13 protein-coding genes and 1 pseudogene are annotated in these 16016 nt (G+C 69.7%); 4 read left to right on the top strand and 10 right to left on the bottom strand.

From position 1 onward, the window contains the following. The first annotated feature begins 1 nt into the window (after nt 1). Nucleotides 2-1282, top strand: coding sequence for an RNA polymerase sigma factor (locus tag ACYVKL_RS08970; RefSeq protein ID WP_379168252.1), 1281 nt, complete (start codon nt 2-4; stop codon nt 1280-1282). Nucleotides 1283-1332: 50 nt separating this feature from the next. Beyond that, nucleotides 1333-1977, top strand: coding sequence for a cysteine hydrolase family protein (locus tag ACYVKL_RS08965; RefSeq protein ID WP_357198235.1), 645 nt, complete (start codon nt 1333-1335; stop codon nt 1975-1977). Here ACYVKL_RS08965 and ACYVKL_RS08960 read toward each other — a convergent pair. The 4 genes from ACYVKL_RS08960 to ACYVKL_RS08945 form a co-directional block, all read right to left on the bottom strand. Then, complete coding sequence (locus ACYVKL_RS08960) at nt 1974-4232, bottom strand: ATP-dependent DNA ligase (RefSeq protein ID WP_379168250.1); 2259 nt, start codon at nt 4230-4232, stop codon at nt 1974-1976. The genes ACYVKL_RS08965 and ACYVKL_RS08960 overlap by 4 nt on opposite strands. A gap of 132 nt (nt 4233-4364) precedes the next feature. Next, entirely contained in the window at nt 4365-4739 is a 375-nt protein-coding gene (locus ACYVKL_RS08955) for an antitoxin (protein ID WP_379168885.1), read from the bottom strand. Nucleotides 4740-4774: 35 nt separating this feature from the next. Beyond that, nucleotides 4775-5896 carry an MBL fold metallo-hydrolase gene (locus ACYVKL_RS08950; protein WP_379168247.1) on the bottom strand — a complete coding sequence of 374 codons (1122 nt, stop codon included), beginning with the start codon at nt 5894-5896 and terminating at the stop codon, nt 4775-4777. 41 nt (nt 5897-5937) lie between these two features. After that, nucleotides 5938-6663, bottom strand: coding sequence for an enoyl-CoA hydratase (locus ACYVKL_RS08945; RefSeq protein WP_379168244.1), 726 nt, complete (start codon nt 6661-6663; stop codon nt 5938-5940). Between the two features lie 82 nt (nt 6664-6745). Between ACYVKL_RS08945 and ACYVKL_RS08940 the strand changes: the two genes are divergently transcribed. Further along, nucleotides 6746-7885, top strand: coding sequence for an NAD(P)-binding domain-containing protein (locus ACYVKL_RS08940; protein WP_213558157.1), 1140 nt, complete (start codon nt 6746-6748; stop codon nt 7883-7885). 7 nt (nt 7886-7892) lie between these two features. On the opposite strand, the gene ACYVKL_RS08935 is transcribed toward ACYVKL_RS08940, so the two are convergent. The 5 genes from ACYVKL_RS08935 to ACYVKL_RS08915 all read right to left on the bottom strand — a co-directional run bounded on the left by ACYVKL_RS08935 (nt 7893) and on the right by ACYVKL_RS08915 (nt 11958). Beyond that, entirely contained in the window at nt 7893-8750 is an 858-nt protein-coding gene (locus tag ACYVKL_RS08935; protein WP_379168242.1) for an aldo/keto reductase, read from the bottom strand. Nucleotides 8751-8869: 119 nt separating this feature from the next. Then, entirely contained in the window at nt 8870-10420 is a 1551-nt protein-coding gene (locus ACYVKL_RS08930) for a carboxyl transferase domain-containing protein (protein ID WP_379168240.1), read from the bottom strand. 159 nt (nt 10421-10579) lie between these two features. Next, on the bottom strand, nt 10580-11182 hold the full coding sequence (locus tag ACYVKL_RS08925; RefSeq protein WP_174391578.1) for a GTP-binding protein: 603 nt from the start codon (nt 11180-11182) through the stop codon (nt 10580-10582). Next, nucleotides 11163-11537: a DUF742 domain-containing protein gene (locus tag ACYVKL_RS08920; protein ID WP_033085504.1), complete on the bottom strand. Its 375-nt coding sequence runs from the start codon at nt 11535-11537 to the stop codon at nt 11163-11165. The genes ACYVKL_RS08925 and ACYVKL_RS08920 overlap by 20 nt, the downstream gene beginning before the upstream one ends. 7 nt (nt 11538-11544) lie before the next feature. Then, complete coding sequence (locus tag ACYVKL_RS08915; RefSeq protein WP_029930951.1) at nt 11545-11958, bottom strand: roadblock/LC7 domain-containing protein; 414 nt, start codon at nt 11956-11958, stop codon at nt 11545-11547. A 104-nt stretch (nt 11959-12062) separates the two neighbouring features. Here ACYVKL_RS08915 and ACYVKL_RS08910 point away from each other — a divergent pair, with 104 nt between their 5' ends. Further along, a complete protein-coding gene (locus ACYVKL_RS08910) occupies nt 12063-13682 on the top strand; it encodes a pentapeptide repeat-containing protein (protein ID WP_379168883.1) in 1620 nt (539 codons plus the stop codon). Nucleotides 13683-14093: 411 nt separating this feature from the next. Here ACYVKL_RS08910 and ACYVKL_RS08905 read toward each other — a convergent pair. Then, nucleotides 14094-14591: pseudogene (locus tag ACYVKL_RS08905) on the bottom strand (sensor histidine kinase); the annotation flags it as partial. Between the last annotated feature and the right edge of the window lie 1425 nt (nt 14592-16016).

Below are 16016 nucleotides of genomic sequence, written 5' to 3'. Positions count from 1 at the left end.
GATGGCCGTCGCTACCGGTCGTGAGGCCGTCGCCGCGGTGTGGCGCATCGAATCCGCCCGCATCGTCGGCGCACTGGCCCGATACACCGGCGATTTCGCACTCGCCGAAGACCTGGCACAGGAAGCACTGGCGGAAGCGTTGGTGACCTGGCCGCGGGACGGTGTGCCCCGCAACCCGTCCGGTTGGTTGCTCACGGTCGGACGACGGCGGGCCATCGATGCCTTCCGCCGGCGCGCCATCCGTGACGATCGGTACGCCGCCCTCGCCCGCGAACTCGGCGAGGGCGGCACGGCGACCGGCGGGCCGGGCGCGGAGGCTCCCGATTCGGAACCACTCTGGGACCCGGATCAGATCGACGACGACGTGCTCGCCCTGATGTTCGTGTCGTGCCACCCGGTCCTGTCGCGGGAGGCCCGGGTGGCGTTGACCCTGCGCGTGGTCGGCGGCCTGACCAGCGACGAGATCGCCAAAGCCTGCCTGGTCCCGACCGCGACCGTGCAGGCCCGGATCACACGCGCCAAGAAGACCCTCGCGGCGGCGCGAGTTCCGTTCGGGGTACCGCCCGAGAACGAGCGCGGGGCGCGACTCGGCTCGGTGCTCAATGTCATCTACGTGATCTTCACCGAAGGCTCCTCGGCCACCTCCGGATCCGACCTCATCCGTCTGGACCTCGCCGCCGAGGCGCAGCGGCTCGCTCGGGTGCTGGCGCACCTCATGCCGGCCGAACCCGAAGTCCACGGCCTGCTGGCCCTGCTCGAACTGACCGCCGCCCGCTTTCCCGCCCGGGTCGACGCGCATGGACACCCGGTTCTGCTGGAACAACAGAATCGAATGCGCTGGGACCGGACCGCGATACGGCGCGGCCGGGCCGCACTGCAGCAGGCGGCCCGAGCCGGGCGCGGGCTCGGCGCGTACGGTCTGCAGGCCGCGATCGCCGAATGCCATGCGATCGCCGACTCGGTGGACGACACCGACTGGGATCGCATCGTGCTGCTCTACGAAGCGCTCGGCCGGCTCGCCCCGTCCCCGATCGTGGACCTCAACCGGGCGGTCGCGGTCTGCATGGCACAGGGCCCGGCGGCCGCACTGACCATCGTCGACGAGCTCGAAACCGCCGCGGAGCTCGCGGACTCGCATCTGCTGGCGAGCGTCCGCGGCGAGCTGCTCGCCAAACTAGACCGGCGGAACGAAGCCCGGGCGGCCTTCGCACGCGCGATCGACCTGTGCCGCAACGACCGCGAACGCGCCCTGCTCGAAGGCAAGCTGGCCGAACTCGGGTGAGGCGTAGGGTGGCGAAAGAGGGTGGGGCACTGGGCTATTGCGGAGGGCTTATGCGGCGCGGGAATGGGCTGGAGATACCGGAGACGCTCGAGGACGTCTGTGCACCGGAGAGCATGGCGGTCGTCGTGTACGACATGCAGGTCGGGGTGCTGGGGCAGCTCGAGGACGGGGCGGCGATCACCGAACGGGTGGTGCGGGTCGTCGAGGCCGCGCGGCGCGGCGGCTATCCCGTGATCTTCCTACGGCACTTCTTCCTGCCGAAACGGCTGATGGGGAAGTTCGCGCTGCGGATGGCGATGAGCTGGCAGGGTGCGGAATCAGCGGAGGACGTGGTGCCGATCCTGCAGCGGGATACGCCGGCCTTCCAGCTGGTGCCCGAACTGCAGCCGCGCGAGGGCGAAGTGGTGTTCGACAAGACGTCGATGTCGGCGTTCGAGGGCACTCCCCTGGCATCCACGCTGCGGGATCTCGGGATCGGGGCGTACGCGATCGTCGGGGTCGCGCTGGAGATCGGGATCGCGCCGACCGTGAGCCACTCCACCGACCTGGGGTTCGTGCCGATCGTGATCCGGGACGGGGTCGGCGGGCGCGACACGGCGGGCCTACAGCGGGCCTGGGACGACTTCGCGTTCCAGGGGCACGCCATCGTCACCGATTCCGACACCATCGTGCCGCTGCTGGAGAAGACGAGTTAGTCGGAGCCGGGGATCCACGCCGGATGCCACAGGCGTCCGGTCTCGGTCCAATTCTGGAAGCGGACCGTGCCCGTCAGCTTCGGCGTCACCCAGACGGCGTCACGGCGTTCGTCGGCGGTGAGGTCGTTGCCGAACGGGCTGGTCTTGCGTTCCAGACGGCGCAGGCGGTCGGCGAGATCGCTCATCTCCTGCTCACTGAAACCCGTGCCGACCCGGCCGAGGTAGTACAGCTCGCCCTGATGCCGGACGCCGACCAGCAGGGACGCGAACTGCCGTGCCGCCGAACGCCGATAGCCGCCGACCACCACCGACAGCGTCCGCCAGTTGCGGGTCTTGATCCAGGACTGGCCGCGGCGACCGGGCAGGTAGACCGAGTCGCGGCGTTTGGCGACCACCCCCTCCATGCCGTGTTCCTGGCTATAGCGCAGCGCATCCGCGCCCGAGCCACGCAGCTGCGGCGGCACGATCAGCGAACGCGCCTGCCCGGCAAGAGCTTCCAGGACCCGCCTCCGATCGTCGTAGCGTTTGCGGACCAGCGAGGTGCCGTCCAGGTACAGCAGGTCGAAGGCCAGGAAGACGGCGCGGTCCGAATCGGCGCGCAGCAGGCCGAGATTCGCGCCGCCGTGCTCGTCGAAGACCACCGCCTCGCCGTCCAGCACCGCGGCGTGGCCGGACAGTTCCGTACCCAGCACCGCCAGGCCCGGATACTTCCCGGTGACGACGTGACCGGCGCGGCTGCGCAAGGTCACCGCGCCGTCCTCGATCTCGGCGATCAACCGGAAGCCGTCCCATTTGGTCTCGAAGGCCCACTGCCCGGCGTCGAGGGTCGTCACGTCACCGGCCGTGGCCAGCATCGGCTCGATCCCGCGCGGCATCGGCGCGGGCGCCCGTGGCGCCGAGACCTGTTGCGCCCCATTGTCTTCCGGTGGAGTCTGATCCTTCATCAGATGCATGAGCCATTGATTGCCGTTGGTCCGGATCAGCGCGTACCGCCCGATCAGCCGCTGCCCGCGCAACCAGACGATGACCTCGTCGTCCCGCCACTTCTCGGTCTCGTAGGTGCCCGAATCCCAGATCGTCATCTCGCCGCCGCCGTACTCACCCTTGGGGATGGTCCCGTGGAAGGTGAGGTACTCGATCGGATGGTCCTCGGTGTGCACGGCCAGCCGGTTCTCGCCGGTATCGGTGGGCGGGCCCTTGGGGACCGCCCAGGACGCGAGGACGCCGTCGCGTTCCAGCCGGACATCCCAGTGCAGGCGGCGGGCGTGATGCTCCTGCACCACGAATCGATCCCCCGGCCCGGCGTCGGGCCGGCCGGGAGGCACCGGTTCGGGGGTACGGCCGGGATCGCGCATGGACCGATAGGTGTCGAGCCGATCCGGTTCCGGCAGCGGGTCGTCCAATCCCGCCAGCAGGTCGCCCTGCTCCTCGAATCGCCGTAGCACTTCGCCGAAGGTCAAGTGCCGCAGCCGCTTCGGCTGCTCGATCTCCGACCAGTCGCGCGGCGCGGCCACCCACGGCTCGGCGCGGCCGCGCAGCGAATACGGCGCGATGGTGGTCTTGGCGGGATTGTTCTGGCTCCAGTCCAGGAACACCTTGCCCGCCCGCGCCGACTTGGCCATGACGGCCGTCACCAGCTCCGGCCGCAGCTGCTGCAGATTGGTGGCGACCTGTTTGGCGACCGTCGACGCCCCGTTCGGGCCGAGCCTGCGGTCCAGCGGCACGTAGATGTGGATTCCCTTGGAGCCGCTGGTGACCGGGTACGCCTGCAAACCCACCTCGCGCACCACATCGCGCAGGATCAAAGCGACCTCGGCGCACCGGTCGAGCCCCGCGCCCGGCCCGGGATCCAGATCGAACACCAGGCGGGTGACGTCACCGACCTCGGCGCCGTCGAAACGCCATTGCGGCACATGCAATTCCAGGGCGGCCTGCTGCCCGAGCCAGGCCATGCCGGCCACCGAGTCGATGAGCGGATAGGTGACCGGCCGATCGGAATGCCGAACGGTGCGCCGTTCCAACCACTTCGGCGCGTGCTCGGCCAGGTTCTTCTCGAAGAACGACTGCTCGTCCACCCCGTTCGGCCACCGCTTACGGGTCACCGGGCGGTCCGCGATATGCGGCAGCAGCGCCGGGGCGATGGCCGTGAAATAGTCGATGACCGCACCCTTGGTGGTCCCGGTAGCCGGGTACAGCACCTTGTCGAGGTTGGTCAGCCCAACCTCGATGCCCCCGAAATCCCGGCGGGACCCCATGACAGCAGTTTAGGGCCGGGTCCCGCCCGAAACCCGCAACCACGCACGGCCGTGAAAAGCCAACGGGCCGTTCGGGTCAAGCGGCGGAGCTCCCCCGCCACTCCCGAACAGCCCGTGGAAAGACCGGTACGACTAGGCCGGAGGCTGTTCGCCTGCCGCGGGCTCCGGGGCCGGTTCGGCCGCCGACTCGGCGGGGGCGGGCTCGGCGGGAGCGGGCTCGGCAGGAGCGGGCTCGGCAGGAGCGGGCTCGGCAGGAGCGGGCTCGGCAGGAGCGGGCTCGGCAGGAGCGGGCTCGGCGGCCGCCTCGGCGGGCGCTTCCGCCGCAGCCGTGTCGGTCGGGATAGCGTTCTTGACCGCCTCCGTGCCCTTGCCGATCTGGGAGGAGAACTTCCCCCCGGTTTTCTCGTCGATCACGTGACCGGCCTTGTCGACCGCCTGCTCGATCTTCTCGGCGTTCTGGGCCGCCACTTCCTTGCCCTTGCCGACCAAGCCCTTGAGCGTGTCCATGAGACTCACAGCCCTGCTCCTTCAATCTCGGTCCGTTATTGGCGAATATCCTCCCACCACGAATCCCGTGGTGGCAGGCCAATCGGGTCGATCCGCTGGCCCGGCTTCGGCACGGCAACGTGTGTCCCGGCCGCCTCCGCCGCCTCGACCAACCGCTGCACCGGCTCCGACCAGCCGTGGAAGGCCAGATTGAAGGTGGCCCAGTGAATCGGCACCAGCAGCCCGAACCCCGCATCGCCGACGCACAGATCGGCGTGGGCGGAAACCGCCTCCTCCGGGTTCATGTGCACGTCCGGCCAGTGCCGATCGTAGGCGCCGATGGGCAGCAGGGTCAGGTCGAACGGGCCCAGCCGGGCGCCCGCCTCCGCGAACGCCTTGGTGTAGCCGGTGTCGCCGCCGAAATAGACGCGCCGGGTCGGACCCGCGATGGACCACGACGCCCACAGGGTGGTGTTGCGCACCAGGCCGCGACCGGAGAAGTGCCGCGCCTCCGAACAGGTGATCACCAGATCCGTGCCGTCACCGCGATCACGCTTCAGTTCCGACAGCGAAACCGAAGCGGTCCAATCCAATTCGACGACCCGTTCGTCCGGCACCGACCAGTGCCGCAGGTGCGCGCCGATGCCGACCGGCACGATGAACACGCAATCCTGGCTCTCGACCAGCGCGGTCACCGTGTCGCGGTCGAGGTGGTCGTAATGGTCGTGCGAGATGAGCACCGCGTCCAGCGCCGGCAGCTCCGACAACGGCGACGGCACCGGATGCAGGCGGGCCGGGCCCACCAGCGGCGAGGGCGACACCCGCTCACTCCACACCGGATCGGTCAGCACCCGATAGCCGTCCACCTCGACCAGGCAGGTGGCGTGCCCGTACCAGGTCACCGCCAGCTCGCCGGCCTGCTCCGGCAGCTCGGGCGTCACCAGCGGGATGGTCCCCGGCGGGCGGCCGTTATTGCGCTGGGTGGCCAGTTGGTACAGCAACTCCAGCCCGGAACCGGTGAGCTGACTGCTCGGCTCGGTGTTGTGGAACTGCCGATTGCGATAGGTGGTCGCCCCGCGCGCGGTCGGCGCGATAGCCGAAATCGACGCGCCCATGGCCGAGGGAATCCCCCAAGCCGCCCGCACCACCCAGGAAAGACCGAAAGCGCCCGCTGCCATACCCACCAGTCTCCGCGCATTCTCCCGCGCGCGCTGCCCGTTCATCGGCCCTCGAACTTCGCGGTCCGCTTCTCCTGGCGCGCCACCCGGGCTTCCTTCGCGTCATCGCTCCGCCACGCCGCGTCCAGGGCCGCGCTCTGCGCGGCGGTGTCGGGGCCGCGGGAGTCGTCGTCGTTGAAGACCAGCTTCAGATGCCGCAGCGACAGCGGCGCGAGCTCGGCGATCTGCTTGGCCCAGGCCTGCGCGTCGGCCAGGGTCCCGATCTTGTTGGCGAAACCGAACGCGTAGGCGTCCGCGGCGGACACCCGCTCGGCGCCCATCAGAATGGTCCGGGCCGGACCGGAACCGATCAGCGACGACAGCCGCCGCACGGTCCAACGGTCAACGGAGATACCGAGTTTCGCGGCCGGGACCGCGATGAAGGAATCGGGCGACATCACCCGCAGGTCCGAGGCCAGGGCCAGTTGCACCCCCGCCCCCAGCGCCCCGCCGTTGATGGCAGCGATCACCGGCACCGGAATGGTTTCGATGGTGCGCAGCATGGACAGCAGGCCGTTCAGGAAGCTGTCCGAATACACGCCGTCCAGATCCGCGCCCGCACTGAAGATCGGGCCCTGACCGGTCAGCACGATCACCCGGGCCGACGTCGCGGCCTCCTCGAGCGCGGCGTGCAAGCGGCCGATCAGTTCCTCGTTCAGGGCGTTCCGGCGATCCGGACGCTGCAGTTCGATGGTCACGACCTCGCCATCGCGGCTGACTCCGAGCATCTGTCCCTTCCCCACTATCCAAACTCACCAGGTGCCTGACCCATGATCGGCTTTCACTCTAGGTGCGCGTACCGTCGGGTCCGTGACCGCAACACCCGATGTCGACATCCTTGTCATCGGCGCGGGGCAGGCCGGATTATCGGTCGGCTACCACCTGCGCAGGCTCGGATTGCGGCCCGAACAGGACTTCCTCATCGTCGACCACTCCCCCGCCGCGGGCGGAGCCTGGCAATTCCGGTGGCCGTCACTGACATTGAGCACCGTCAACCGGGTGCACGACCTGCCGGGCATGTCCTTCGAGGAGACGCTGCCCGCGGGCTCGGACAACGCACAGGCCGCCACCGCCGTACCGCACTACTTCGAGCTCTACGAGAAACGCTTCGACCTGCGCGTGCACCGGCCGATATCGGTGACCGTGGTCTGCGACCGCGCCACCGCCGCCACCTGCCCCAACCAGCAGGTCGACGGGCTGCTGCACGCGGAACTGAAACCCGGCGCGACCGTGCGGACGCGCGGGCTGGTCAACGCCACCGGCACCTGGGACAAGCCGTTCATCCCCTACTACCGGGGCGCGGAAACCTTCGCCGGACGGCAGCTGCACGCCCACGATTACCGGGCCGCAACGGAATTCGAGGGCAAGCACGTCGTCGTGGTCGGCGCCGGCATCACCGCCGTGCAACTGCTCGACGAGATCTCGCAGGTCACCACCACGACCTGGGTGACCCGCCGCGAACCCGTCTTCCGCACAGCACAATTCGCGCCCGAGGACGGGCGGGCCGCGGTGGCCATGGTGGAAGACCGGGTCCGGCGCGGACTTCCACCCGGATCGGTGGTGTCGGTGACCGGCCTGCCCGAGGACGCCCGGGTCCGGGCCATGCGCGCCCGCGGCGCGCTCGACCGGCGACCCATGTTCGACCACATCGAACCCGACGGCATCCGCTGGGCCGACGGCGGCTTCCAGCGCGCCGACGTCATCCTGTGGGCCACCGGATTCCGCAGCGCCCTCGACCATCTGGCCCCGCTGCGACTGCGCGGACCCGGCGGCGGCATCACCATGGGCGGACGCCTCGCCACCCGGGTCGAATCCGATCCCCGCATTCACCTGATCGGCTACGGGCCCTCCGCCAGCACCATCGGCGCCAACCGGGCCGGACGGGCCGCCGCGGTCGAATTGACCTCGTACCTGGGCATTCCCACCCACCCGAACCGGCCGGAGGACTGAGCTCGGCTCAGGCGGGGGCGTCCATGTCGAACAGGTCGGGGTCGGCGCCCTGCCGCGCGCCCTTGTCGATCCCGGCGATCTGCGTCATCTCCCGGCCGGTGAGCTCGAAATCGAAGATCGCCAGGTTCTCCGCCATCCGCTTCGGGTCACCGGACTTGGGGATGGCCACGTTCCCCAACTGCATGTGCCAGCGCAGAATGACCTGCGCCGGCGTGCGGCCCAGCTTGTCGGCCAGGGCGATGATCACCGAATCGTTGAATTCCGCGCCGCGGCCCAGCGGACTCCACGCCTCGGTCACGATGCCGTGCGCGGCATGGAACGCCCGCAGCTCCGACTGCGCGTAATACGGGTGCAGCTCAACCTGATTGATGGCCGGCACCTCACCGGTCTCCCCGATCACCCGCTCCAGGTGCGCGCGGGTGAAGTTCGAGACGCCGATCGACACCACCCGGCCCTGCCGCTTGAGCGACTGCATCGCCCGGAAGGTGTCGACATACCGATCGGCCGCGGGCACCGGCCAATGAATCAGGAACAGGTCGAGGCGGTCCAGGCCCAGCCGCTTCAGACTGGCGTCGAAGGCGCGCATCGTCGCGTCGTACCCGTGGTCGGCGTTCCACAGCTTGGTGGTGACGAACACCTCGTCGCGCGGCAGCCCCGAGTCATGGATCGCGCGACCCACTTCCTCCTCGTTGCCGTAGAAGGCGGCGGTGTCGATACTCCGGTAACCGAGCTCCAGGGCCGACACGATGGTGCCGACCGCGTCACCCCCATCGACCTTGTAGGCCCCGAACCCCAGTTTCGGCATCACCTGCCCATCACTGAGCACGATCGCTGGGATGTCGCTGGCCTCGAACCGGTACGTCACCATGTCGAAGTTAGAAGCGCAGGTCCATGCCGTCAACCGAGTGCTGCATTCGGAAAACCGCGTGTCGAGCCCCCTCGGCAGCAAATAGACAGCTTCAGAGAAACGGGACGTGACGAGAACTACGCTCCGAGGCCCAGGCGGCGATAGCGCAGGTGGCGAGCGGCGCGCAGGGCGTCGAGGGGGCGGGCGGTGAGGGCGGCCAGCTCCTCGGCGATGGTCTCGACCATGCGCATCGCGAAGTCCACCGGCTCCTCGGCGGCGTCCGGGTACTCGTGCACGATGCGGTCGACGATGCCGTCGGCCTCCAGATCCACCGCGCGGATGCGTTGCGCGGCAGCCAATCCGGGAGCGTGCCAGGTGTCGCGGTGGATGATCGCGCTGGCGCCCTCCGGGGGCAGCGGGGCCAGCCAGCCGTTGGCGGCGGCCAGCACGCGGTCGGCGGGGAGCAGGGCCAGCGCGCCGCCACCACTGCCCTGGCCCAGCAGCACCGACACCGTGGGCGTGTCCAGGGTGACGAGATCGGCCAGGCAGCGGGCGATCTCCGGGGCCAGACCGCGCTCCTCCGCCTCGCGGGACAAGGAGGCGCCGGCGGTATCGATCACCAGCACCAAAGGCACACGCAACTCCGCCGCCAGGTGCATACTGCGGCGCGCCTCGCGCAGGGCCGCCGGGCCCATGGTGTTGTCGGGTGACTGGCCGGCGCGGTCATGGCCGAAAACGATGCACGGCTGGCCGCGGAAACGGGCCAGTGCGTGCACGACCGTGCGATCCAGCTCGCCCTGACCGGTGCCGGACAACGGGACCCGGTCGGTGACATGGCGCAACAACTCGCGAATGCCCGGACGGTCCCCGCGCCGCGAGATCAGCACCGACTGCCAGGCATGCACCTCGGCCGTATCCAGCACGGCCAGGCCACCCCGCTCCTGCGGGCCCGCCAGGAACTCGCCCACCCCGGCCGCGGGGGGCGGCGCGTCACCGCCATTGCCGGGCAACGGAATCGGGCCGTCACACAACACCACCAGGGTCCGATGCGCGATACGGCGGAAGACCGAAACCGGCACCACGCCGTCGATAACACCGTTGTGGTAAAGGTTTTCGGCTGTCTGCACACCCTCCGGAAACTGTTTCCCGTAGAGCGCCTGGTAAACCCGAGGCCCGAGGAATCCGACCAGAGCACCCGGTTCGGCGAAAGTCATGTGCCCCAACGAACCCCACGAGGCGAACACCCCGCCCATGGTCGGATCACGCAGATACACCAGATACGGATGACCGGCGGCCTTGTGTACCGCCAGCGCCCCCGCCACCTTCACCATCTGCACGAAAGCGACTGTGCCCTCCTGCATTCGGGTGCCACCCGAGGTCGGCGAGGCGAGCAGCGGCAACCCCAATTCGGTGGCGCGCTCGACGGCCGTCACGATGCGTTCGGCCGCGGCCACCCCGATGGACCCCGCCAGAAACGCGAACTCGCACGCGATCACGGCGACCCGCCGTCCGCGCAGCAACCCCTCCCCGGTGAGCACCGCTTCATCGGTACCCGCCGTTGCCGCGGCAGCCGACAACTCCTTGCGATACTCCGGCGACGCATCCACCACCACGGGTGGCCGATCCCAGCTCACGAAGGAACCGGGATCCAGCAATTCGCCGAGCAACTCCCGCGCCGAGATCTTCATGAGGCATGAGAGTAGCTATAAATCGCCCACCCACAGTTCGCGGCCCGCCTCGGCCTGGACTGACGGAGCGGGGGAGCGAAGCGGAGGAGCGGAGGAGGGAAGGCCGAGGTTACGAGGGCCGCGAACCGCGGCGGCGGAGCCGCCGCAATTCAACACAGCTCAGTAGCCTTGTACGACCTTGCGGAGGGCGTACTCGGTGACCGCGACCAGGGCCTGCTTGACCGGTTCCCGGCGACGGGCGTCGATCGAGAGGATCGGCACGTCGGCGGGCACCGCCAGGGCCTGGCGGATGTCCTCCACCGGATACCGTGGCGCATCATCGAATTCGTTGATGGCGACCAGGAAGGGTAGGTTACGCGCCTCGAAGTAGTCGACGGCGGCGAAACTGTCCTCCAACCGGCGGGTGTCGACCAGCACCACGGCGCCGATGGCGCCCTTGATCAGGTCGTCCCACATGAACCAGAAGCGGTACTGGCCGGGCGTGCCGAACAGGTACAGCACCAGGTCGTCGGCCAGGCTGATCCGGCCGAAGTCCATGGCCACCGTGGTGGTGGCCTTCGACGGGACCCCGGTCAGGGAGTCCACGCCGACACTGGCATTGGTCACCAAAGCCTCGGTGCGCAGCGGAACGATCTCCGACACGGCACCGACCAGGGTGGTCTTGCCGACACCGAAACCACCGGCCACGACGATCTTGGCCGACGTGGGCTTGCTGGTGCGCGTGTCGACCTGTGTCGTCGAATCAAATACGCCGGAGTCCACTGAGAACCCTTTCGATCAGCTCGCGACGTTCATCGTCGCTGGAATCGTCTTTCAATGTCGCCGATACCCGCACATGGCCTGCATCGATGAGGTCGGCAACCAGCACCCGCGCGACCCCGAGCGGGATGCCCAGGCGCGCGGCTACTTCGGCAACCGACGGCGATTCTCTGCACAACTCCACGATTGACGTCTCGATGTTGGTGAGTTCGAACTGCCGCTCGAGGGCGACCGGATGCGATGCGACGAGCGCCTCCAAGGCGAGCTCCACCTTCGGCCGGGTGCGACCGGCCGTCAGTGAATACGGGCGAACCAAGCTCGGTTCGGCGCTCCCAACGCGTTCGTTGTCTATGTCCATCCCGCCATCAGGAACCCATCGTGACGCGAGGTGTGGCCTGAACCGTCTGGCCCACTCGCTCGACCAACAAAGCCATCTCGTATCCGACCTGACCGATGTCACACGACGTATTCGTCAGGACCGCCAGATACGAGCCGTCACCGACAGCCATGAGCAGCAGGTAGCCGTGTTCCATCTCGACCACCGACTGCAGCACGGTGCCGCCCTCGAACAAGTTCGACACACCCACCGAGAGGCTCGCGAGCCCCGCGGTCACAGCGGACAGCTGCTCGGCACGGTCCACGGGCAGCTGCGCGCTCGCGGCCATCAGCAGGCCGTCAGCGGATACCAGGACCGCGTGCGCAACGCCGGGAACCTCATTGGCGAAGTTCGAAACCAGCCAATCCAGCTGTCGCTTCGTACCACCTAGATCGGGGTTCATCGGTCTCCTTTATCTCCGGTTAGGTTCATAGCTTGCATGGCACGGCCATCCCGGACGCCCTGCTGGTGACGACTCAGACTTGACCTGATGGATTCTGGGTCTCGGTGGGCCGCCTTGTCAGCGTTTCCGTTCACACCGCCGGGCACAAGTCGGTTACCCGGATCACGTTGCGGCAGACCGGCTGCCGTCCGCTTGTCCGGCGCGGACTGACTGACCCGCTGCGCGGCCTGCCAGCCCTCGTCACCCGGGGATTCGAACGACGAGGCCACCTGGGACCGATCGGCACTCGGATCGGAGAGCCACGCCGACATCATCTCCGCGAAGATCGGCGTGCCGCCCATGATCGAGTCACCGGGCGCATCCGCCGGCTGCAACCGCGTCTGGAAGAACGAGGCCGCCTTCGCCGGGTTGGACCGGAAGCTGTGCCGTCCGGGCTCCTTGACACCGTCGTCACCGCTCTGCGGCAGACCGATGCCCGGAATCGGGGCGGGACGCTGCGGCAGCACCGCACCCGGATCACGCTGCGGCAGACCGGTCGCACCGCGCTGCGGCAGACCGATACCCCGATCCGCGCCCTGCTCCTGGTGCGGCAGTGGATCGTTCAGCGGATCACGCTTCGGCAGCGGACCACTCAGCGGATCACGCTGAGTCAGACCACCCGAGAGCGAATCGGCGCCCGGCGCACCGCGCTGCGGCAGGCCGGTGCCCGGACCACGCTGCGGCAAGCCATTACCGGCATCACGCTGCGGGAGACCGTTCGAACCACGCTGCGGGAGACCACCGTCGGACGGACCACGCTGGGGCAGACCGCCCTCAGCCGGACCACGCTGCGGGAGACCACCGTCGGCGGGACCGCGCTGGGGCAGACCACCCTCAGCCGGACCACGCTGCGGGAGACCACCCTCGGACGGACCACGCTGGGGCAGACCACCCTCAGCCGGACCACGCTGGGGCAGACCACCCTCAGCCGGACCACGCTGCGGCAGGCCACCACCGGAAGGACCACGCTGCGGGAGACCACCGGCGGCGGAGTCGCGCTGCGGCAGACCACCGTCGCGCGGGGGCAGCGCGTCACGCTGTGCGGCGGGGCCGCGCTGGGGCGCGCCCGGCGCTCCCGGACCCCGCTGCCCCGGAGCGCCATTGGCGCCCGGCTGACGGGTCGGCAGACCACCGGCGGCCGAATCCCGCTGCGGCTGAGCATCCGCGGCCGGGTCACGACGAGTCGGACCCGAATCGGCTCCGCCACGCGGCTGCGGCGCGCCGTTCGCACCCGGATCCCGCTGCGGCATGCCGCCGGGGGCGGGACGCTGCGGCTGTCCGAGTCCGGCCTCACGGCCGGGGGCGCCATTGGCGCCCGGCTGCCGGGTCGGCAGACCGGTCGGCCCGGCCGGAGCGGCATCCGCTCCGCGCTGCGGCGGCAGACCCACGGACGGATTGCGTTGCGGCATGGACCCGGACTGGCCCGGCTGCGGCATCGCACCGGTCTGACCCGGCTGCGACGCACCTCCCGGCGCTCCCGGTCCGCGCGGCGCGGCGCCCGGCTCCCCCGGTGCACCCGGTCGCGGCGGCATGCCGCCCGGAGCACCTTGACGCTTGAGCATGTTGGCGGCGAGGCCGCCCCGCGGCTGCGCCGGGGGCTCGCCCTGGCCACGCTGCGGCAGCGCGGCGCCCGGCTGGGCGGCGGGCGCGGACGGACCGTTCACACCCGGATCCCGCTGGGGTAGGCCGGGTCTCGCGCCGCCCGGCGCGGACACCGTGTGCTTGACGGTCGGACCGTTCACACCCGGCTGACGGGTCGGCAGACCACCGGGCACCTGCGCGCCCGGCTGCCGGGTGGGCAGACCGGTCGAGGCGCTCGCCGCGGCCGGAGCCGGAGCGGGAGCCGGGCTCGGGGCGGCGCCCGCGGGCGCGCCCGCCGGAATCGGCCCGCTCACACCCGGATCCACGGTGACCATGACATTGCCGGTCGCCGTGCGGGTGACCGCACGCATCTGCATGGAGGCCGGAGTGCCGGCCTGGTTGCCCGCACCCTGCGACGCGGGAGCCGACGGAGTCGGAGCCGAGGGCTGCTGCCCCGGCTGCTGCGGCGGCACCGAGATGGCCCCGCCCACCGCCACGATCAGCGGCTTGGGCACGTGCACGGTGACGGTCACACCCGGATCCCGGGCGGTGTCGAAGGTCGGGCGCAGGCGCACGGTCAGGCCGTGGCGCTCGGCCAGGCGGCCGACCACGAACAGACCCATGTGGCGCGCGGTGTCCGGGCCGACCTCGGCCACGGCCTCCAGTCGCCGGTTGATCTCGGCCATCTCGGCCGGGGGCATACCGATACCGCGGTCGGCGACCTCGATCAGCAGACCCTGGTCGTGGGCCTGGGCGAAGGTGAACTTGACGTCGGTCTCCGGCGGAGACGCGCGCAGCGCGTTGTCCAGGAGCTCGGCGAACAGGTGCGCGAGGTCGGAGGCGGCGGGCTCGACCAGCGAACCGCGCGGGGTCGCGCCCAGCTTGACGCGTTCGTAGTCCTCCACCTCGGAGATGGCGGCGCGCAGCACGTCGGCGATCTCGACCGGCGCGGACTTGGTCCGGCGCTGCTTGGTGCCGGCCAGAATCAGCAGGTTGTCGCCGTTTCGCCGCATACGGGCGGCGAGGTGGTCGAGGCGGAAGAGGTTCTCGAGCAGGCGCGGGTCCTTCTCGTCGTACTCCATCGCCTCGATGAGCGAGAGCTGATGGTCGACAAGGGACTTGGAGCGCCGCGCCAGGGTCTCGAACATGTCGTTGACCTGGGTACGCATGGCGGCCTGGTCGGCGGCCAGGCGCAGCGCCTGACCGTGGATGTCGTCGACGGCGCGAGCCAGCTGGCCGACCTCTTCGTCGGTGTGCACCGGCATCGGTTCCAGCGGCACGTCTTCGGGGTCGGCGCCCTCACGCAGCGCGGAGACTTCCTGGCCGAGGTCGTATTCGGCGACGCGCAGGGCGGCCAGGCGCAGACGGCGCAGCGGGACGATCATCGCGCGCGCGATCAGCACGGCCAGCGCCAGGGCGCCGAGGATGGTGGCGATGACGATGATCGAGTAGCGGATCGCGTCGGAACGCGCCGCGGCCGACAGATCATCGACTCGGGAAACGATGTCCTTGGTCGCGCCGGACGCGATGGACTGATAGCCGTTGATGCTCGAGACCAGCGAGTCCTTCAGCTCGGCCACCGGCAGCTGACCGGCCAGCGCCTGCGGGCCGTTGACCAGCTGGACGCGGGTGTCGGCGCCACGCTGCAGATCGGCGATGGTCGCATCGCCGTCCGGGAAGCGGTGGGCGAGCACGGCCAGCATCTGCCGCTCGGTGCTGACACTGATCTGGATGTCCTTGAGGCCATCCTTCGGGTTGCTGCGTAGCGCTTCCGCCATGCCGGCGACCTCGTTGAACAGCATCCATCGGGTGTTCAGCGAGTCGACCAGGCGCAGCTTGGACTGGTCCACGGCCCGGTCGGCGACGGTCGACACGATGCTTTCCACCGTGCGCACGCTGTCGCCGCGAATCCGCTCGACCTGGGCGACCGTGTCGGGAATCGACTTCGAGGGCGCCAGACCCTGAGCGCGGATCGCCTTGGCGCCCACGATCATCTCGTCCAGCGCCGCACGGGCTGTGGGCAGGTCACTCAGCCGGGCCGCGGCCTTCTCGGCGAACGAGATCGCCGTATCCAATTGAGTGAGTTCCGGATCGGAGGTCAAGGACTGGGTCGGGCCCAGCATGACCATCTGCCCACTGGCCACCTGCGCTGCGTCGGCACTGAGCCCGGTGATCGCCGGGATCACCCCGACGTGGTCGGTGGCCGTCGAGAGCCGACTCGAATCGGCGAACTCGGCCGAGATCCTGGACGCACCCAGCACAACAGCGACCAACAGCGGCACGGCGAGCACCGCCGTGACCTTCCAGCGCAGGTCCCAGTTGCTCAGCGCCCAGCGCTTATTGCTGCCGGACCTAGCGGCGTCACGCATCTCCCACTCACTTTCCAAACTGGCCCCAGCCACGCGCCATCAGCGAGCCTCCGAGCGATCGCACGCTTG

Source organism: Nocardia tengchongensis, from assembly GCF_054781395.1.
The sequence above is the reverse complement of the archived record's forward strand: the minus strand, read 5'-3'. Positions and strand labels throughout refer to the sequence as shown.